This window comes from Gottfriedia luciferensis, from assembly GCF_002156865.1.
In the GTDB taxonomy this organism is placed as follows: Bacteria; Bacillota; Bacilli; order Bacillales; family Bacillaceae_G; genus Gottfriedia; species Gottfriedia luciferensis.
This window is the reverse complement of the sequence record NZ_NCTA01000034.1, coordinates 1-21,390: the sequence shown is the minus strand read 5'-3', so window position 1 is coordinate 21,390 and position 21,390 is coordinate 1. Positions and strand designations below refer to the sequence as shown.

The 21,390-nt window shown below is 33.2% G+C and carries 17 protein-coding genes; all 17 read right to left on the bottom strand.

All coding sequences use genetic code 11. From position 1 onward, the window contains the following. Window positions 1–65: 65 nt before the first annotated feature. The 17 genes from mutS to ymfI all read right to left on the bottom strand — a co-directional run bounded on the left by mutS (window position 66) and on the right by ymfI (window position 21,100). Window positions 66–2,723: a DNA mismatch repair protein MutS gene (gene mutS / locus B7R67_RS17280; protein ID WP_088072236.1), complete on the bottom strand. Its 2,658-nt coding sequence runs from the start codon at window positions 2,721–2,723 to the stop codon at window positions 66–68. 224 nt (window positions 2,724–2,947) lie between these two features. Next, window positions 2,948–3,487, bottom strand: coding sequence for an outer spore coat protein CotE (gene cotE, locus B7R67_RS17275; RefSeq protein ID WP_088072235.1), 540 nt, complete (start codon window positions 3,485–3,487; stop codon window positions 2,948–2,950). Window positions 3,488–4,206: 719 nt separating this feature from the next. Continuing rightward, the gene (locus B7R67_RS17270; RefSeq protein ID WP_088072234.1) at window positions 4,207–4,653 is read right to left on the bottom strand and encodes a RicAFT regulatory complex protein RicA family protein; all 447 of its coding nucleotides are present in this window, start codon (window positions 4,651–4,653) and stop codon (window positions 4,207–4,209) included. After that, on the bottom strand, window positions 4,653–6,182 hold the full coding sequence (gene miaB, locus B7R67_RS17265) for a tRNA (N6-isopentenyl adenosine(37)-C2)-methylthiotransferase MiaB (protein WP_088072233.1): 1,530 nt from the start codon (window positions 6,180–6,182) through the stop codon (window positions 4,653–4,655). The genes B7R67_RS17270 and miaB overlap by 1 nt, the downstream gene beginning before the upstream one ends. A 214-nt stretch (window positions 6,183–6,396) precedes the next feature. Continuing rightward, window positions 6,397–6,927: a GNAT family N-acetyltransferase gene (locus B7R67_RS17260; protein WP_088072232.1), complete on the bottom strand. Its 531-nt coding sequence runs from the start codon at window positions 6,925–6,927 to the stop codon at window positions 6,397–6,399. 581 nt (window positions 6,928–7,508) lie between these two features. Next, window positions 7,509–8,375, bottom strand: a complete 867-nt coding sequence (locus tag B7R67_RS17255) for a 2-oxoacid:ferredoxin oxidoreductase subunit beta (RefSeq protein WP_088072231.1) — start codon at window positions 8,373–8,375, stop codon at window positions 7,509–7,511. Further along, window positions 8,362–10,119 carry a 2-oxoacid:acceptor oxidoreductase subunit alpha gene (locus B7R67_RS17250; protein WP_088072230.1) on the bottom strand — a complete coding sequence of 586 codons (1,758 nt, stop codon included), beginning with the start codon at window positions 10,117–10,119 and terminating at the stop codon, window positions 8,362–8,364. The genes B7R67_RS17255 and B7R67_RS17250 overlap by 14 nt, the downstream gene beginning before the upstream one ends. A gap of 228 nt (window positions 10,120–10,347) precedes the next feature. After that, window positions 10,348–11,274 carry a dipeptidase gene (locus B7R67_RS17245; RefSeq protein WP_088072229.1) on the bottom strand — a complete coding sequence of 309 codons (927 nt, stop codon included), beginning with the start codon at window positions 11,272–11,274 and terminating at the stop codon, window positions 10,348–10,350. 230 nt (window positions 11,275–11,504) lie between these two features. Next, window positions 11,505–11,765 carry a stage V sporulation protein SpoVS gene (gene spoVS / locus B7R67_RS17240; RefSeq protein WP_044893696.1) on the bottom strand — a complete coding sequence of 87 codons (261 nt, stop codon included), beginning with the start codon at window positions 11,763–11,765 and terminating at the stop codon, window positions 11,505–11,507. Window positions 11,766–11,893: 128 nt separating this feature from the next. After that, window positions 11,894–12,685, bottom strand: a complete 792-nt coding sequence (locus tag B7R67_RS17235) for a TIGR00282 family metallophosphoesterase (protein ID WP_088072228.1) — start codon at window positions 12,683–12,685, stop codon at window positions 11,894–11,896. 215 nt (window positions 12,686–12,900) lie between these two features. Beyond that, window positions 12,901–14,472, bottom strand: a complete 1,572-nt coding sequence (gene rny, locus B7R67_RS17230; protein ID WP_088072227.1) for a ribonuclease Y — start codon at window positions 14,470–14,472, stop codon at window positions 12,901–12,903. Window positions 14,473–15,326: 854 nt separating this feature from the next. Continuing rightward, window positions 15,327–16,367: a recombinase RecA gene (gene recA, locus B7R67_RS17225; protein ID WP_088072226.1), complete on the bottom strand. Its 1,041-nt coding sequence runs from the start codon at window positions 16,365–16,367 to the stop codon at window positions 15,327–15,329. Window positions 16,368–16,615: 248 nt separating this feature from the next. Continuing rightward, the gene (locus B7R67_RS17220) at window positions 16,616–17,875 is read right to left on the bottom strand and encodes a competence/damage-inducible protein A (protein ID WP_088072225.1); all 1,260 of its coding nucleotides are present in this window, start codon (window positions 17,873–17,875) and stop codon (window positions 16,616–16,618) included. A gap of 24 nt (window positions 17,876–17,899) precedes the next feature. After that, a complete protein-coding gene (gene pgsA / locus B7R67_RS17215) occupies window positions 17,900–18,478 on the bottom strand; it encodes a CDP-diacylglycerol--glycerol-3-phosphate 3-phosphatidyltransferase (protein WP_088072224.1) in 579 nt (192 codons plus the stop codon). A gap of 74 nt (window positions 18,479–18,552) precedes the next feature. After that, window positions 18,553–19,446 carry a helix-turn-helix domain-containing protein gene (locus tag B7R67_RS17210; protein ID WP_088072223.1) on the bottom strand — a complete coding sequence of 298 codons (894 nt, stop codon included), beginning with the start codon at window positions 19,444–19,446 and terminating at the stop codon, window positions 18,553–18,555. A 20-nt stretch (window positions 19,447–19,466) separates the two neighbouring features. Then, window positions 19,467–20,258 carry a DUF3388 domain-containing protein gene (locus B7R67_RS17205; RefSeq protein ID WP_088072222.1) on the bottom strand — a complete coding sequence of 264 codons (792 nt, stop codon included), beginning with the start codon at window positions 20,256–20,258 and terminating at the stop codon, window positions 19,467–19,469. A gap of 113 nt (window positions 20,259–20,371) precedes the next feature. Continuing rightward, window positions 20,372–21,100, bottom strand: a complete 729-nt coding sequence (gene ymfI / locus B7R67_RS17200) for an elongation factor P 5-aminopentanone reductase (RefSeq protein ID WP_088072221.1) — start codon at window positions 21,098–21,100, stop codon at window positions 20,372–20,374. Between the last annotated feature and the right edge of the window lie 290 nt (window positions 21,101–21,390).

The window sequence follows — 21,390 nt, the reverse complement described above, 5'->3', positions numbered from 1 at the left end:
TCAATCAGTTTGGAACTCTGAAATATGAGACTTTGGATATTCACTGAAGGCCTAAATGTCTTCTTTTATTTTTTAACTTGCTTCTGTAGTTCATATAATAGATTAAATGCTTCCATCGGATTTAATTCTAGTAAATTAATTGTTTTTAATTGATCGATTACTGGGTGATTTTTAACTACTTCTTTAATTGTCGGTTGAGCATCATCAAATAAACTTAATTGTCCTTGCAAATCATCTTTTTTTGTTTCAACAGGTTTTTCACTAACCGTCTCTTCTTTTGTTTCCTGTCTCACCAAATTAGAAACTTCATCATTTGAAACAGAGTTTTCATGAATAACAGTTGGATTATTTGATTCTAAATCTCTTAGTAGTTTTTTCGCTCTACTAATTACGTCTTTCGGAAGATTAGCTAATTCTGCAACATGAATCCCGTAACTTTGGTCAGCAGCACCTTCAAAGATTTTATGAAGGAATAATACTTTGCCATCTTGTTCTTTTGCAGCTACATGAAAGTTTTTCAAATACTCCAATTCATTCGCTAATACTGTCAACTCATGATAGTGCGTAGAGAATAGTGTTTTCGCACCAATATGATTATGAATATATTCAATCATCGCTTGAGCTAGTGCCATTCCATCATATGTCGAAGTACCTCTACCGATTTCATCAAATAAGATTAAACTTTTTTCCGTTGCATTTGTGATCGCATAATTTGCTTCTAACATTTCGACCATGAACGTACTTTGTCCAGAGATTAAGTCATCTGCTGCACCAATTCGTGTAAATATTTGATCAAAAATAGGTAATTTAGCGTATTCAGCAGGTACATAGCATCCTATTTGCGCCATAATACTAATTAGTGCTACTTGTTTCATATACGTACTTTTACCAGCCATATTAGGTCCAGTAATTAAAAATTGATGCGTTTCATGATCAAGATTTGTATCGTTTGGTATATACTCAGAATCAATTAAAACTTGTTCAACTACCGGATGTCGTCCATTTTTAACGATATATTCGCGTTCTTGCGTAAAAGATGGTTTTACATAACCATGTTTTTCACTTATTACTGAGAAACTCTGTAAAACATCGATTTGGCTAATTACTTGTCCCAATACTTGAAGTCTTGATAAATATTGTTTTACTTGTTCACGAATTGAAATGAATAGTTCATATTCTAAACCAATCATTTTCTCTTCAGCTTCTAAAATCATCGTTTCTTTTTCTTTTAATTCTTCCGTAATAAAACGTTCTGCATTTGCTAGTGTTTGTTTACGCTCGTAACGCCCTTCAGGTAGCTGGCTAATATTTGATCGAGTTACTTCAATAAAATAACCAAAGATTCGATTATAACCTATTTTTAAGGATTTAATCCCTGTAATTTCTCTTTCACGTTGTTCAAGTTCCATTAACCAATTTTTGCCGTTCTTACTAACAAATCGATATTCATCTAACGTCTTGTTAAAGCCATCTTTAATAATATTGCCTTCTTTTATTGATAGAGGTGCATCTTCAATAATGGCATTTTCTAAAAGCAGTTGAAGTTCATCACAAGGATCAATTTCATTTATTAAAGCATCAATTTCATCATGATTAATTGATTTTAAGGCATGGATAATTGAAGGTACAGTTTGTAATGAACGTTTTAACTGTAATAAATCTCTTGCATTTACATTCCCAAATGAAACTTTTCCAGCCAATCGTTCTAAGTCATATACTTCTTTTAATAGTTCTTTTAGATCCTCACGGATAAAATAGTTTTCCATTAATAATTCAACTATTGTTAAGCGTTTATCAATTTGTTTTGAGCTGACTAAGGGACGTTGGATCCATTTTTTAAGTAATCGTCCACCCATAGCAGTCTTTGTTTCATCTAGTAACCAATTCAAAGAACCTTGTTTATTTTTAGAACGCTGGGTTTCAATTAATTCCAGATTTCTCATTGAATACATGTCCATATTTAAGAAATCATGTTGGTTAATAACAACTATTTCTTGTAAGTGAGAAAGTGTTCGTTTTTGTGTTTTTGATAAATAATTTAACAATCTTGCAGCAGCTGATTTTAAACTTGCCTGATCAATTGTTTTTACTACATCAACAAATTCTTCAGTTAAGCGGTCATTCTCTTCAAAAGAGACTGTAATTGAAAAACTTTTCTCGAGTGTTTGGATTGCTTTCGAAGAAAAATCATTACTCACAACAACTTCTTTCGTACCTGTTGCAGCAATTTTAAGTACAGCTTCTTCAATCGATCCATTTAGTAACAGTGCATTTCCTTCACCAGTCGTTAAATCAATCCAAACTAATCCATATTGAATGGATGAAATTTCCATTAGTGTGGAAATATAATGGTTTTGCTTATCTTCAATTGATCTACCTTCCATTTGAGTACTTGGTGTAATCAGTTGCACGACTTCTCTTCGAACAACTCCTTTTGCTACGGTTGGATCCTCAACTTGTTCACAAATTGCTACTTTATAACCCTTTTCAACTAATTGCTCTATATATCCGGCTGCGGAATGATACGGAACCCCACACATTGGAATTCGTTCATCTGTTCCTCCCGCTCGTCCAGTTAACGTAATTTCTAAAACCTGTGATGCTTTAATTGCATCTTCAAAAAACATTTCATAAAAATCACCAAGTCTAAAAAATAAAAAAGCATCCTGATAATTTTTCTTTATATTTAAATATTGCTCGATCATAGGCGTATAAGTTGCCATTCTATCCTCTCCATCAAAAAACATTCTTTGCATATTATATCACATTTTGACGAATCCTTTCGTATGTTTGAAAGTTAAGATAAAGAAAGCTGATCGACTGATGAGCCTTTTAATTTTATATAGCAGTGAATCGACTATTTCATAATCCCTAAAATTCCCATGTACTTTTAGTTTATAATTTTAGCAGATAAAAAAGCTAGGAAGTTTCACCTTCCTAGCCTCTACTACTCTTCTTCGCCTTCTAAAATAAAATCAGGATCTAAATCTTCAAACTCATCATCTACATCGAAGAAATCATCGTCATGATGTACACCATCCGGCGCAACAAGTACAACGATTTTCGTTTCACCTACAACTTCAACTAATACTTCTTTCTCAACCGTTACGATAAAACGATTACCATTAGGAGAAATAATTGCATCTAAACAATTTGGATGTTTTAATGATTTCGCAATTACCTCACAATCTTCTCCAGTAAAATTTTCATCTCGGTGTCTTAATTTTACTACTTCATGATACTTAACTGACTCTGGCACTACTTCAGTTTTCGTATTGTCACCATAGGAGTACCAAATATTGATATCATATTTACCAGATACCTCTACTCCGTCTTTTACTTTTTTCGCATCATATACATGGTTTATAACCCAGCAGCCTAGAATACTTGATGGAGTATGACTTGGTGTGATTGTATGAGTAACTTTGTTATATTTCTTGCCTCTTCCTACGACTGCTTTCGTTATAATCTCTCTGTGTTCAGACATAGGTGTGACCCTCCTCGTTCCATTTTCATTTCATTCTATGCGTGACATTTGCGGAATGTGTTAATGACATGAAAATTCTTTTATACAAGTTAAAAAAACATGTGATGATAAATTGTATGACGAGAGCCTAATAAAGTTGACTGTATTTTGAAGAATTTAAAAAATAAACATTTAAAATTACGATTTTAAGGGCAGGAAAGGCAGGAAGAGCAGGAAAGGAAGGGAAAAGCAAAAAGGTGAGAATTATTTTGAGGAATTCAATAAAAGTGTTTATGTGTAGGGGGATCTCGGAGGAATTTTTCATTTGTAATTGGTAGTGTCGAAAATTTTTTATCCATTTATATTGTGTTTTCGTAAGAATTTTAATAAAAATTACTACTTTTCATTTAAACAGATCTAGATTGTCTGTTATCTAGCGAAATAATACCCTAACTGGTAATGGTAATTTTGTACATTATTTACAATTCTTTATATTTTAATATCAGTTTTACTAATTTTATTTGCGATTTTCACAATTTATTTGCAGTTCTTTAATTTTTTGCAACCTTTCATCAGTTATTTGCAGAAACATACTTCTTATTTGCCATCCCTTTGGACTTATTTGCAGATCAGACTTTATTTACTTCTACACTTCATTTTAATTTCTAACTTCACTTGATAAATCTTAATTCAAAAAAAGACACAACAAGCAAACTTAATTGCTAGTTGTGTCTTTTTCATTAATGGCTACAGCTATCTGTACTGCAACCTGATGGGCCATTCGCTACCTTTGAACCAGTTTCACCACTTAGTAGGTTACCACCAGTTGATTTAATAATTTCATCCGTTACACCATTTGAGATCGTGTGTGCGATTAATTGAAGTAAACCATTCACTTCTACTTGAGAAGATTGGAATTGTTGAACGATTGGAATCGATTCTAATTTTTCGTTTAATTCATCAAGCTCTTGCTCAACTTTTTTAAGCGCTTCTTTTTTACCCCAATGTTCAAGGTTTACGGCTTGTTTTTGTAATGACTTAATTTCTTCAATATAAGCTCTTACAGATTCACTTTCATTAATTTGAGCTTCAGCTCGTTTAAAAAAGTCTACTTCTTCTGTTTCAGAAATCATTACTGCTAATTCTTTTGCTCTTTCAACGATATCAGCTTTCGAATATTTTCCCATTATAGCACCTCAACAGTTTCTTCTATTAATTCTCCATCTAATGACCATGTTTTCGCTTTTGTTACTTTTACTTTAACAATTTGACCTACAATCGATTTAGGACCTCTAAAGTTAACTAGTTTATTATAAGGAGTATATCCCGCAAGAACGTCAGGATTTTTCTTACTCTCTCCTTCTACTAATACATCAACAATTTGACCTTCAAAACGCTTATTAAATTCAGCAGATTTTGCATTAACAAGTTCGTTCAGACGTTGTAAACGTTCTTTTTTAACACTCTCAGGTACATTATCAACCATTTTTGCAGCTGGTGTACCTTCACGAGGTGAATAAATAAACGTAAACGCTAAATCAAATTCAACTTCTTCAAATAGTGTCATTGTTTCTTCAAATTGCTCATCCGTTTCATTAGGGAATCCAACAATAATATCGGTCGTAAATGAAATATGTGGCATTGCAGTTTTTAATTTTCTTACTAACTCAAGATATTGTTCACGATCATATTTACGTGACATAAGTTTTAATATTTCAGAGCTTCCTGATTGTACTGGTAAATGAATATGTGGCATTAAATTGCCGCCTTTTGCTAGTACCTCAATTAAATGGTCATCAAAATCACGAGGATGACTTGTTGTAAAGCGAACACGTGGAATGCCAATCTTACGGATTTCATCCATTAAATGACCTAATCCATATTCACCATTATTTAAATCTTTACCATACGCATTTACGTTTTGGCCTAATAAAGTTACTTCCTTATAACCTAATCTAGCCAATTCACGTACTTCATTAATAATATCTTCTGGCTGACGACTACGTTCTTTACCACGTGTATAAGGAACAATACAGTATGTACAGAACTTATCGCATCCATACATGATATTAACCCATGCTTTTATTTCGCCTCGACGCACTTTTGGAAGGTTCTCAATTACGTCACCTTCTTTTGACCATACCTCGATAACCATTTCTTTACTAAACATCGCTTCTTGAATAATAAATGGTAATCTATGAATATTATGTGTACCAAATACCATGTCAATAAATGAGTGTTTTTGAAGGATTCGATTTACTACTGCCTCTTCTTGAGACATACAGCCACAAATACCGATTAATAAATCAGGTCTTTGAAGCTTTAAAGGTTTCAAATGACCAATTTCACCAAACACTTTGTTTTCAGCATTTTCTCGAATTGCACATGTGTTTAATAGAATAATATCAGCATCTTCTACAGATGTTGCTACTTCATAACCCATTGTTGTTAAAATACCAGCCATAACTTCTGTATCATGCTCGTTCATTTGACAACCATACGTACGGATTAAGAATTTCTTACCTACACCTGAATTTCTCATTTCTTCAGGAATTTCGAAACCACGATCATACATAACTTCTTCTTTACCTCGACGCTTTGCGTCAACCAAAGAAGGTGCTTGGTAAACTTTTTCAAAGTATTTACTGTAATCTTTATCTGATTTATCTTTTGAATTATTTATATTAGTGCCCTGAAGGCGTTGTTGTTCATTCATGTAAGAATCTCCTTTCATTGAAACGTCCACACATTATTTAAGTATATAACGTTATTCTACAATATACAATGTGCCTTACGCAAAAAAGAAAGGCTGATAAGGCAGGGTTTTTGAGAAAAGTAGGACAAAGGGTAAGAGATTAAAAGAGATCCATTGAGTTATTTTTATAATATACCTGTTTTCCCTGTTTTTCCTACTTCTCCTGCCCTTCAAATCAGCTCTTAATTCTCCAAATCATATGATCAAATCCCTTTTCCCAATAATCCTTTAATAAGTAATCAGGCTCACCAAATTTCTTTTTCCAGATTTTTTGAGCATTAATATATCCACTATCTAGACAAAATTCTTCTATGCCTTTCTTTTTTAGAGTAGTGTGCATTGTATTTAGTAATAAATTTCCGATCCCTTTCTTTTGATAGTCAGGATGAACAAAAACGGTTCCTATCTCAATAAGATCTTTTAAGGCATTGTTTGTACAAATATTTATAAGTTCACTGACCTGGCCATATTCAATTGAACCAATAATCTTTTCGTGATCGAGGGCAATTAAAAAATACCTATTTTCACCATTGCTTTCAAAATCATTTTCCAAGTATTTTCCTTTCGTTTCGATTTCTTCTTGAATACTTTCAATCTTATCCCCTATACCTTCTTTATGAAAGGTATCTGTAATCACTACTCGAAAAAATTCGTTTAATTCTTCTATCTCGTCAATTCTTGGTCTTCTTATTTTAATATTCTTCATTTTATAACACTCCTTACTACAAATCACTTCAACAACAAATTTCATTAATCCTTCTATAAAATAGATAATAGTATGAATAAAAAAACTCCTTTAAATTAGGAGTATTCTCACGCTGTTGAAAAATAAGGCTTGTCAAATAACTATCAAATTTACGTAAAGGAAGTTGAGTGATGTTCATTTCCACTACAGGATGCTCGCTTTCCATGGGGCGAAACCTGAGCCTCCTCGGCAAGCCTGCGGGGTCTCAGCCTTTCCGCATTTCCCATAGGAGTCGATCATCCTTTCGTTCCAATCAACTCATTCATCAATATAAGTATTCATTAAGAAACTATTTAAATATCCTTTACTTAGACCAAATCCAAAAAAGCATCTTCTTTAAAGATTTGAGTTCTTTTTTCTAAAAATTAGTATTTAATAGTTTAAACTAATAAAAAAATCAAAGTAATGATTTGAGATAAATAGATGTTCAAAAGTACTAACTTTATTTTCAAAATGTTCACTTAATGGCATTTTTTCATATTGACCTATATCTATTTCAACACACTAAAAAAACTCCTCTAAAAAGAGGAGTTTTCTGTTTATTACATGAATTCAGCTACTAATTTTTCGAATTGAGCTTTTTCTAATTGAAGGTCTGCTTCAACTAATGCATCTTCACTGTATCCAGAGATTAATTCTTGGTAAGATTTTTGTTCTTTATTTTGATAAATCAAACCAGTTACTAATCCTTTATTTTGCATTAATGTTTGCATAGCCATTTCTTTATTTGAAGGATCATACCCTTCAATATCAGAAAGCTTAACAAGATTTTCTTTAAACCAGTCATATGTGTTTACTTTATTGTAAGTTACACATGGACTGAAAACGTTAATTAAAGAGAAACCTTTATGGTTAATACCTTGCTCGATTAATGAAGTTAATTCTTTTAAGTCACTTGAGAAACTTTGAGCTACGAATGTACCACCAGCTGTTAAAGCCATTTCCATTACTGAAAGTGCTGATTCAACAGAACCATGTGGAGTACTCTTAGTTTTAAATCCTACATCACTACGTGGAGATGTTTGACCTTTTGTTAAACCATAGATTTGGTTATCCATTACGATATACGTAACGTCGATGTTACGACGAATTGCATGGATTGTATGACCTAAACCGATTGCGAATCCATCACCGTCACCACCAGAAGCGATAACAGTTAGATCACGGTTAGCCATTTTAACACCTTGTGCAATTGGAAGTGAACGACCGTGGATACCATGTAATCCGTAAGAGTTAATATATCCAGAAATACGACCAGAACATCCAATACCAGAAATTACTGCAAGGTTATCAGGTTCTAAACCAACATTTGCTGCTGCACGTTGAATAGACGCTTGTACTGAGAAGTCTCCACAACCTGGGCACCAGTTTGGTTTAATATTATTACGAAATTCTTTAAATGTTGCCATTTAGAACAACTCCTTCCTTGCAAGTGTTGTAAATTTCTTTAGGTAAGAAAGGATTTCCATCATATTTTAATAAGCTTGAAATCTTTTCTGCATGACCACAATTCATTTTAATAATGCTTGCTAATTGACCAGTAGCATTATTTTCAACAACGATTACACGTTTAGCTTTTTTAAGCTCAGGCATTAATTCGTTTGTTGGGAATGGGTGAATTAGACGAATATGAGCGTGGTTAACTTTGATACCTTCTTGCTCTAAACGAACCATTGCTTCTTCAATTGCACCACGAGTTGAGTTGAAACCAACTAGTAATACATCAGCATCTTCATGCTTAGAGTTCACTAACACTGGGTTAGGGAATTTTAGGTTGTTTAACTTACGCATACGTTTATCCATTTGTTGATTACGGTTAATTGGCGATTCTGAAGGTTTACCCATTTCATCATGCTCAACACCAGTTACGTGGTGAATTCCACCTTTCATACCTGGTACTACACGAGGAGAAACTCCATCTTCAGTCACTTCATAACGTTTGAAGTACTCTTTATTTTCAGATACAGGTAATTCTTGTTTGTAATCAAACTTACCACGGCGAATTTGTACTTTTTCAAATTGTAGTGGTTCAACAGTTTGTTTACCTAAAGAAAGTTGTAAGTCAGTAATTACGATAACAGGAACTTGGAATTCTTCAGCTACGTTAAACGCTTCCACCATATCGTAGAATCCTTCTTCTACTGTACTTGGAGCGATTACTACTTTTGGAATCTCACCGTGAGTACCGTAGATCATAGCCATTAAGTCTGATTGTTCTTGTTTAGTTGGAAGACCTGTACTTGGACCACCACGTTGAGTATCAACGATTACTAATGGAACTTCTGTCATACCAGAAAGACCGATTGCTTCCATCATTAATGAAAGACCAGGACCTGCAGATGAAGTTAATGTACGAACACCAGCATAGTTAGCACCGATTGCCATTGTACAAGCAGCAATCTCATCTTCAGTTTGGATAACTGCGCCACCATACTGAGGTAATTTTTGAATTAAGTATTCCATAATTTCAGATGCCGGCGTAATTGGATACGCTGCCATAAAACGAGAACCACCAGCTAATGCACCCATAGCGATTGCATCATTACCGATTAAGAACATACGTTTTTTGCCATCAGCTTCTGATAATTGCATTTTATTAACATTCACGCCAAGCATTTCTCTCATTTCTTCTGCTCCACGTGCAATTGCCTCTATGTTTTTATCAACAATTTGTTGACCTTTTTTACCAAAAATTTCATTTACAACTTCTCTGAACACTTCGATTGAAAGTCCTAAAATTGCACTTGAAGCACCAACTGCAACCATGTTTTTCATTAAAGAAGTACCAAGTTCAGTCGCTAAATCTGTAAATGGAATTGAATAAAGTGTTACGTCTGTTGAATCTGGAATTGTCGGATTAAATTTAGCATCAGCGATTACAATGCCGCCTTTGCGTAATTCATAAAAGTTTACATCGATTGTTTCTTGGTCAAAGGCTACTAAAATATCTAAGTCATCTGAAATCGCACGAACTTCAGTTGTACTTACACGAATTTTATTATTAGTGTGACCACCTTTAATACGAGAAGAGAAATGACGGTAACCATATAAATAGTAACCTAAACGGTTTAACGCTATTGCAAAAATCTCTCCTGTACTTTCGATACCTTCACCCTGTTGTCCTCCAACTTTCCATGAAAGTTGTTCAATCATTTCCTACACCCCTTTGAATGCCCTCATTCGTAGTAAATTAATATAAATAGATAATTATTTTGCATATCATTCATTTTTTTATAAAAAGAATGAAAGTGATTTAACACACATCTTTTGATATGTGTTAATTCGCTTTCAATTCTAGACCTAATGACCAAAAAAATCAATCATTTTAAAGAAATTATTCTTTTAATTTTTATATTTTTATTATTCTGAACAAATAACCTGTTATTTGAAATGAATATAGGATGAATAATTCTCATACATAAAGCCTTTTACTTGCTCTTCTGTATAATGTTTTAACAATTCATTTGTTAAATTTTGATATAGACCGACATGATGTAAATTCGTTGGATGAACCTCGATCCCATCAAAATCTGATCCCATTGCAATATATTTTTCTCCACCAAGGGAGCACATATAATCAATATGTTTTAGAATATCTGAAATCGTAGCCGTTCCTTCATCCACTAAAAATGGTGGATAGAAATTAATCCCTACGATTGCACCTCTATTAAACATTGCTTTTAATTGGTCATCATTTAAATTTCTTGGATTTTTACAGATTGATTTTGCATTTGAATGAGTTGCAGTTGGATATTTTGCTTGATGAAATGCATCCCAAAATGCAGCTTCACTACAATGGGAAAGATCACACCACATATTATGTTCATTTAAGTAGTGAACTACACTTCTGCCAAAATTTGTTAATCCTCCATTTCTTTCTTCAAGAATCCCATCTGCAGCTTCATTTGCAAAATTCCATACTAAACCAACACTGCGTACCCCTAGACGATGTAAAATCTTTAGACGGTTAATATCACCTAAAAGTGCGTCACAGCCTTCCAGTGTCAAAATAGCACCCATCTCATTCTCTTTTAGCCCAACTTCATCTTCTTTTGTTCGAATAACTTTAATATTATTTTTTTCATTCGCAATTTTTTCATGAAAAAGTGTAACACACTGAAGGGCTGCATCAAATTTTATTAATTTATGTACACTTTCTGGAATATAAATTGCATAACATTGTACTTTACTCTTACCCTCTTTTAAGCGATCCACGGATACTTGTAATAATTCATCATTTTCAAAATTAATTGAAGGTTTTTCTAATAATTTCATTAAGACATCACAATGAGCATCGAATATTTTCATTTTTTTAACTTCCTTCCAATTTTTTAGATTATTTAATTTATTTTACCATACTTATAAAAGCCCTATATAAACTAATAATTATTCATAAAAAACATCGATAAACGACCCTTCAGGCTAATACTGAAGGGAATTGTAATTTTATAGTTGATACATAGTTTTAAATCTTCGAATGATCATTTTCCTAAATAAAATAAAAACAACCTGTCGCTTTTGGCTACAGGTTGTTATTATTAACGAGGTTCTACGATTAATTTAATCGCTGTACGCTCTTCCCCATCGATTTGAATATCTGTAAATGCAGGGATACAAATCAAGTCAACTCCGCTTGGTGCAACGAACCCCCTAGCAATTGCAACTGCTTTTACAGCTTGGTTTAACGCGCCAGCTCCGATTGCTTGAATCTCTGCTGATCCACGCTCTCTCAATACACCTGCAAGTGCTCCTGCTACAGAATTAGGGTTTGATTTTGCTGAAACTTTTAATATTTCCATTCCTAGATCCTCCTTGTTACTTACAAAGCTATTATTGTGTACAATAAAAACTATTCTCGATAACAAGAAGTTATTCCTGCAAATTTTTAAAAGTTTTTTAAAAATTTTTACTATTCTTTTAATTACAATTAAAACTCTTGATGATCATCGTTAATTTGAATTCTTTTTATGGATTTCGCTAAGCCACTTTGCTTATCTAATTCAATGATAACACCACTTAATTGCCCTCTGCCCTCATCTACTTCAAAGCGTACTGGTAAATTCGTTAAGAATTTTTTAAGAACAGCTTCCTTTGTTACGCCTAGAATTCCATCATAAGGACCAGTCATACCTACATCTGTAATAAATGCAGTACCTGCAGGTAACACTCGTTCATCTGCAGTTTGTACATGCGTATGTGTTCCAACTACCGCTGTTACTCTACCATCTAAATACCAACCCATTGCGATTTTCTCACTTGTTGCTTCAGCATGAAAATCAACAAAAATAATTTTTGTTCTTTTTTGTGCGATTTTAATTAATTCATCAGCTTTTTTGAATGGACAATCAATTGCCGGTAAGAATGTTCTACCTTGTAAATTGATTACAGCTATTTCAACATCATTAAAATTTAGAAAGACAAGTCCATTCCCTGGTGTGCCTTCAGGGAAATTAGCTGGTCTTACTAAGTATTTTGCATCATCAATAAATTCAAATATTTCTTTTTTATCCCATGCATGATTCCCAAGTGTTACTGCTTGAGCACCTAATTCTAAAAATTCACGGTAAATCTTTTCTGTTATCCCTTTACCGTGTGCTGCGTTTTCACCATTTATAATTGTTACTGATGGATTAAACTTTCTTTTAAGGGCCTGAATATTAGACTTTACCATTTCTCTACCATTTGAGCCAACTACATCGCCAATAAACATTATTCTCATTTCGTTACATCCTTCCAACTTGCCTTTACTTCTTAATTTCATCTAAATCTTATTCTTAGATTACCCAAAAATACGAAAAGCTCCATTACTAGCACAATCCGAATCTTTCATCTATGCCAATCAACTAAGATAAAGTCCAGTTTGTATTAGTTGGAGCTATTTTGAAAATACTTAATTTTGTGGAATAAAAAGAAAATAAAGTGGTAAATACCACTTTATTTTGCATACTCAACTGCTCGAGTTTCACGAATAACCGTAACTTTAATATGTCCTGGATAGTCCAGTTCATCTTCAATACGTTTTCTAATATCTCTAGCTAGTCTATGAGCTTGTAAATCATCAATTGTATCTGGTTTAACCATTATACGCACTTCTCGTCCAGCTTGAATAGCGAATGATTTTTCAACGCCTTCATACGATTCAGAAATCTCTTCAAGTTTTTCTAAACGACGAATATAGTTTTCTAAAGTTTCACTACGTGCTCCTGGTCTAGCAGCAGAAAGAGCATCTGCTGCAGCTACTAGAACTGCGATAATTGATGTTGGTGCTGCATCACCGTGATGCGATGCAATACTGTTGATAACAACTGGATGTTCTTTATATTTTGTTGCTAATTCTACACCGATTTCTACGTGGCTACCTTCTACTTCATGATCGATTGCTTTACCTATGTCATGAAGTAAACCTGCACGTTTAGCAAGCTTAATATCTTCACCAAGCTCAGCAGCCATTAATCCAGCTAGATTCGCAACTTCCATAGAATGCTTTAATACATTTTGACCGTAACTAGTTCTAAACTTCAGACGACCTAATATTTTAATTAAGTCAGGGTGAATACCATGAACACCAACTTCAAAAGTAGTTTGTTCACCGACTTCACGTATGTACTCATCTACTTCGCGTCTTGATTTTTCAACCATTTCTTCAATTCGAGCTGGATGGATTCGACCATCTTGTACTAATTTATCAAGTGCAATTCGAGCAGTTTCACGACGTATTGGATCAAAACCTGATAAAATAACAGCTTCAGGTGTATCATCAATAATTAAATCAATACCAGTTAATGTTTCTAAAGTACGTATATTTCGACCTTCTCGTCCAATTATACGACCTTTCATTTCATCATTTGGAAGATTTACAACCGATACAGTTGTTTCTGCAACATGGTCTGCAGCACAACGTTGGATTGCTAATGATAAAATATCTTTTGCCTTCTTATCTGCTTCTTCTTTTGCACGAGCTTCTGTTTCTTTTACTAGTATTGCTGTTTCATGGGATAATTCATTTTCGACCTTAGTAAGTATTAATTGTCTTGCTTCATCACGATTTAAGCCAGAAATTCTTTCTAACTCCTCTTGTTGAGCAGCAATTAATCCTTCTATCTTGCTTTCCAGTTCTTCTATCTGTTGTTGTTTTAAAACAAGAGATTCCTCTTTTCTTTCAAGAACAGACTCACGTTTTGAAAGTCCTTCATCTTTACGATCTAAGTTCTCTTCTTTTTGCATTAAACGATTTTCAATCTTTTGTATTTCACTACGACGATCGCGAATATCGTTTTCTGCATCTGTACGAATTTTGAAGATTTCATCCTTTGCTTCCAATAATGCTTCTTTTTTAATTGATTCTGAATCACGTTTTGCATCTTCAATAATTTGATTTGCATGATTAGTTGCGCCATTAATTTTAGCTTCTGCAATGGACTTACGGACAAAAAATCCGACAGCATAACCGACTCCGAATGTGGCAAGCAATGCGAAGATGATCAAAATTATAGTTTGTGCACCCATGATTTCACCTCCTCTTGCTATTTAATTAGTTTCATTTTTGTCGGCTGTTATATTGTATTTATAATTGCATCAACATACAGCACACTTAAATTTCAAAAGTTCACAAAAAAGTAATATTTTTTTAGAATATACACTTAAATATTAAAACTCTTACCAAATGATGTCAAGCATTGTAAATCGCATACTTACTTGATTTATCAATATTTATTACATTTTTACTAGATTTCATACATATGAAGTGAAATTTTATTCAACTTTATTAAAATTTTTGCTTTTTTTATCTTGTTTTACTCTCTTGTAAAAGAAGAACGTTGATCTCCACTGCAGGATGTTCGCTTTCATTAAGAGCAGGCACAAGGAAAGGCAGGATTAAAGAGAAAGGATAGATATTAAAGGATTTATAGACTTTTATGAAATCACACAAGTAGTTCCAGTCCTACTGTCCTAAATGAATTTTCCTGCCTTTCCTGCTCCATCCTGCTTTTCCCTGCTTTTCCCTGCTTTTTCCGTGTCTCAGCCATCCCACACTTCCCACAGGAGTCGAACTTCCTTCCGTTCCGATCAACTTCTCTTTTAATTTCAATAAAGTTCTTTATTAAGCAGACTTCAAATAAAAATATTTAAATTTACTTTCTGCTTAGTAGTATGGTAAAGCTATTAAAGTCTTTTATTGAATTCATTGTAATACATTCTATTGTCCTGCATTCTCTGCCTTTTCTTGCTCCGTCTGTTTCAATCTGATGGATATAATAGATTAACAATTGAGTAATGCATCTAAAAAAATGCGGGCACTTTTAATAAGCACCCGCATTTTGGATAGTTTTAAACTAACTTATTTACTTTTATGGTAAGGATTATTCTTCTAATAATGAGAATTGTTCATCATCTGATTCTGTTACAATTACAGGATTATCTAAACCATAGTGTTCGCGAATTGCTTGTTTAACTGTATCACGTATTTCTCTATTTTCTTTTAAGAATTGCTTAGCATTCTCACGGCCTTGTCCAAGACGTTCTTCATTATATGAGTACCATGCACCACTCTTAAGTACGATATCTAATTCAGAACCAATGTCTAGGATTTCTCCTTCTTTAGAAATACCTTCTCCGTACATAATATCTACATCTGCTTGTCTAAATGGTGGTGCCACTTTATTTTTAACAACTTTAATTTTCGTTTTATTACCAACAATATCATTACCTTGTTTTAGTTGCTCTGCACGACGTACTTCTAAACGAATTGTTGAGTAGAATTTTAACGCACGTCCACCTGGAGTTGTTTCAGGGTTACCGAACATAACTCCAACTTTTTCACGAATTTGGTTAATGAAAAATGCAATCGTTTTTGATTTATTAATCGCACCAGAAAGTTTACGTAATGCTTGAGACATTAAACGAGCTTGAAGACCTACGTGAGCATCACCCATCTCACCTTCGATTTCAGCTTTCGGTACTAATGCTGCTACTGAGTCAACAACAATAATGTCAATTGCACCACTACGTACTAATGCTTCTGCGATCTCAAGTGCTTGTTCCCCTGTATCCGGCTGAGATAATAATAACTCATCAATATTTACACCTAATTTTTGAGCATAAATTGGGTCTAAAGCATGCTCAGCATCAATAAATGCAGCTTGTCCACCATTCGCTTGAACTTCAGCGATTGCATGTAATGCTACAGTTGTTTTACCTGAACTTTCAGGACCATATACTTCAATAATTCGACCTCTTGGGTAACCACCAACACCTAATGCAACGTCTAGTGCTAACGATCCACTAGAAATAGTTGAAATTTGGCGATCTGTTTGTTCTCCAAGTTTCATAATTGAACCTTTACCGAATTGTTTTTCAATTTGTTTTAAAGCCATATCTAAAGCGGCTTGACGATCACTCATTAAGATTCCTCCTCAGGATTACATTTATCTCTTACATATATAATAACTGTTTTTTGTTCGTTTGCCAACAAAAAAATAGAACGTTTATTCGATGTTTTTTGTGATTATAGTCATTTTTTCAAGAATAGAAACGCTTGTTTCGTATTTTTCCCTCTATAAATCTAGATTTTTATCAATTTAATAACTATAAAATTAAAAAACTCGGCTAATTAACCGAGCTTTTTTATTATAAAATATTCTACTGTGTATTATAAGTCTTGACTTTCATAACTTGAATTAATTAATTTAAGTAATTGATTTGCCCCATTTTTGACACTTGATAATCTAATTTGCTCCCTAGACCCACTGAATTGAAACTCTTTAATGACAGGATCTAATTTACCTATTTTCATTCCGATAAAAACTTTTCCAACTGGAACATCCTCTAATGTTGAAGGACCGGCTTCACCAGTAAAACTGATTGAAATATGACTATCTGTAAGACTTTGAATATTTTCAACTAGTGATTTGGCACATTCTGCACTAACTGCGCCATTATTAGTAAGAATCTCTTTTGGTACGTTTAGTAGATTTTGTTTCATTTCATTCGAATAACATACGACACTACCTTTAAAAATAGATGAGTTACCAGGAATATCAGTCATCCTTTTACTGAATAATCCACCTGTCAAACTTTCAGCAGCTGATAGTGTAAGGTTTAATTCTTTAAGTCTTCTTGATAATACGATAAACAAGTTATCGCCATTTGTTCCATATATAAATTGTCCTACTCGTTCACGAATTTTTTCTTCAGCTTGTGCAATTAATTTTAATGCTTCTTTCTCATTAATCGCATTAGCGGTAATTCGTAGCATTACTTCACCTTCACTCGCTAAAGGGGCGATTGTTGGATTCGATTGAGTTTCAAGTAGATCTAGAATTTGAGTTTCTAAAATCGATTCTCCAATCCCAAAGAATTTAAGTTCTTTTGAAATAATGGTACTTGCTTCCTTTCCTTTTAAAAAATAAGGAATTAATTCATTCTCAACCATAGGAATCATTTCTTTAGGTGGTCCCGGTAATAATACAAATTGTTTATCTGAAACTTCATATACCATACCAGGTGCCATTCCATTTTTGTTTAATAATACGTGTGCATTATTAATAACTAATGCTTGTTTTTTATTATTCTCAGTCATTGGACGATTTACTTTTATAAAAAACTGTTCAATGTATTGAAGAGATTGATCGTGATAAACAAGTGATTCATTTACAAATTCAGAAACAACTTCCTTTGTTAAATCATCCTTAGTTGGTCCTAATCCACCTGTTAATATAATTAAATCACTTCTTGTTGAAGCAATTTCCAATGCACTTTTTAGTCGTTCGGAATTATCTCCTACAACTGTTTGGAAATGATGGTGATATCCAAGAGTAGACAAATGTTTAGCTAAAAATTGCGCGTTCGTGTTTGCAATTTGTCCTAATAGTAGCTCTGTTCCAACAGCAATTATTTCTGCTCGTTTCATATCATTTCCTCCTAATTAACTAATTTACATTGATTTAAGAAGGACTTCTCTATTTTTATAAAAATAATCCCATCCTGAGTAAACTGTAAAAAATAATGCAACCCATAACGAAACATCAGCAATCGAAAATGGTAAGAAGTTTAATGGGAAGTCATGTAAGAAATAAGCTGAAATTGCTACAATTTGAGCCCAAGTCTTAATTTTACCTAGCATTGCTGCAGCGTGTACTTCTCCTGAACCAGCTAAAATCATTCGTAATCCAGTTACAGCGAATTCTCTACTAATTATAACGATTGTGATCCATGCTGGAACATAGCCAAAATCTGTTAAAATAATTAATGCTGAGGAAACTAGTAGTTTATCAGCAAGTGGATCTAAAAACTTTCCAAAGTTGGTTACTAGATTATACTTTCTTGCATAGTGGCCATCGATAAAATCCGTAACAGAAGCAATAATAAAAATTGCTGCTCCTACTAAGTGATTTACTGGAATGGTATCACCAATTAAAGTGATATTCCCCCAATCAAAATCTATTAAAACAACTAGCATAAATAATGGAATTAAACAAACCCTTGATACGGTAATCTTATTTGGTAAATTCATGGTAAAAAACCTCCAAAACTTTCTAAAAAATGAAGCAATTTAAAATAAATGAATAAAAGCCATCATAAAGATGACTATTGATTCATTTTTAAATTTTTAATCGTAATCTTTTGGTGAACTGCATCTGTTGGACTAACTGGATATTTAAAAACCTCATCATTAATACGTAGCTCAACATTATTTGAAGCACCAATATTTACAGTAACTTCATTTTCAGCTGTTAAGTCGAAGTTTTGAGATTGTCCTTGTTTTAAAATACCACTGTAAAACATCTTTCCATCAACATTTTTTAAATCGACATAACTTTCACCATTTGCAATTACATCTAATTTAAATACATCTGTTCCAGATAATGAAATTGTTGTTCTTTTACCTGCAGCAGAATCAACTGTAATTTTTTGAGTTGTCTCCTGAGTTGTAACATTATTTTTTGGCTTTTCTGCTTTTTTCTTATCTTTTTTCGCTTGATCCAACGCATTATTTTCTGGTTTCTCTATTTCAGAACTAGAGTTAGATTGAGTTTGGTTAATATCAGCAGATTTTTGATTATTTTTAGAAGGCAACATCATGTAAATAGCGATGCAAATTCCAATAATCAATAACGCTACTAAAATTTTTGGTAAAAAATCCATTATACGAGATGATTTAACGTTGCTTAATGGTTCTTTTAGTTTTGCTGCTCTACTAGGAATTTCTTCATGTTTTACTTCTTCAGCAATTGTTGTTTCTTCTTCTGTTTCTTCTACTACTGGTTTTTCAATTAGAAAACTCGATACATCGACACCAACAGTTTCTGCATACTGTCGTATAAACGCACGTACGTAGAATTGCCCTGGCAATATATCATAATTTCCTTCTTCAATCGCTTCAAGATAACGTTTTTGAATCTTCGTTAACTCTTGAACGTCATCAATTGATAAACCTTTAGCTTCTCTAGCTTCACGTAAAAATTTTCCTAATTCTGTCACAAGTTACACCCCAACTAACTTTAAAAATCAAACATTGAGAACGAGTTGTGTCCATTTTTATTCATTTGGTCTACAAGTTCATATTTAATTTCTTCATTTTCATCATTTCTTAATTCTATTATGTAATCAAAATCATCCAAGGAGTATTCAGTTTGCTGTACAAATACATCAGGATGTTCTACTACTTTCACAGAAGACATCGCCATAATCTCGCGAACCAATTGCCAATGTTGCTCATTAGCTCTTCTATGAGAAAGAATACCATCAATAATAAATACATTATCTGAATTATATTCATCTTCTATTAATTGACTTCTTAATGTTTGTTTAATTAATGTTGATGAAACAAACAACCAGCGTTTATTAGCACAAACACTTGCTGCTACAACTGATTCAGTTTTACCAACACGAGGCATACCTCTAATACCAATTAGCTTATGTCCAGGCATTTTGAATAGCTCAGCCATAAAATCTACAAGCATTCCTAAATCATCGCGAACAAAGCGAAAAGTTTTTTTATCATCTTCATCTCGTTGAATATAAGTACCATGCCTTACAGCTAAACGATCTCTAAGTGTTGGCTTTCTTAATTTAATTATTGTTATATTGTCCATAGTATTTAAAATTGATTCAAATCTAGTAATTTGATCATCATTATCACAACCAAGTAACATTCCACGTTTCATTGTGTCAACACCATTGATTGTTAAAATATTAATCCCTAGCATACCGATTAACGAAGCAATATCTCCAAGTAGTCCAGGGCGATTCTTATGTATTTCATACTCAAAATACCATTCGATTAATTCCATACCAATACCCCCTATTATTTAACTACTTATACTCTACATTTAATAATAAACGATTTCACCATAATAGAAAAGGTAAAATATGTGAAATAACTAACTTTCGAATTGAATTTTTCCTAAGAAGTATGCCAACCTCCATTTACTCCAAGAATTTGGCCAGTAATATAAGAAGATTGTTCGGAAATAAGGAAATTTACTGTGTTTGCAATTTCACTTGGAACTGCTAACCGATTCATAGGAATTTCATTCGCAATTTCGATTAAATCGTCTTCACTAAATGAACTTAACATACTCGTTTTTACGGCCCCAGGAGCTACAGCATTTACTTTTATTCCACTAGGTCCTAATTCTTTCGCTAACGCCATAACATAAGCATTTTGAGCACCTTTTGTTGTTGAGTATAATACTTCACATGAAGCTCCAACTTGTCCCCATATTGAAGAAATGACAACAATATCACCCGATTTTTTAGCCACCATATTAGGAAGAAAAAAATTCACAACTTTTATTAAACTTTTTATATGCAGTTGTGTTAATTTATCAATTTCTTCATCAGTTACATCATTGATCAAGCCAAAAATTGAAAAACCTGAAGCATAAACAATCGAATCAATATTGGAAGTAATTTGAGAAGTTAGTGTATCTACTCCAATTTTACTCGATAAATCAGCTTGAACTAATTGGCATTCTAGATCATTTTCTTTTGCTAGTTTTACTATTTCGTTAAGTGGCTCCTTTTTACTATTATAGTGGACAACTAAATCATGTTTTTCTTCGATTAATTTTTTTGCAATAGCTAATCCAATATCTCCACTTGCACCTATAACTAAAATTCTTTTTCTCATTTATTATAATCTCCATTTATATAAGGTTTAAAGCAAGTAAAATGGTAATTTGTAGTAGGGATATGTGTTTTCTTACTATCCCCTTAACAAACTTTGTTAGTTTTTAAATATAAAGCTGTTACCTTATACTTTTCTTTTTTAATGCTCTGTTAAAAAAGAATGTTGATGATTTCCGTTCCAGGATGCTCGCTTTCCATGGGGCGTGAGGCTTTAGCCTCCTCGGCAAGCCTGCGGGGTCTCACCCTTCCCGCTACTCCCATAGGAGTCTCCCACCTTCCACTCCAATCAAT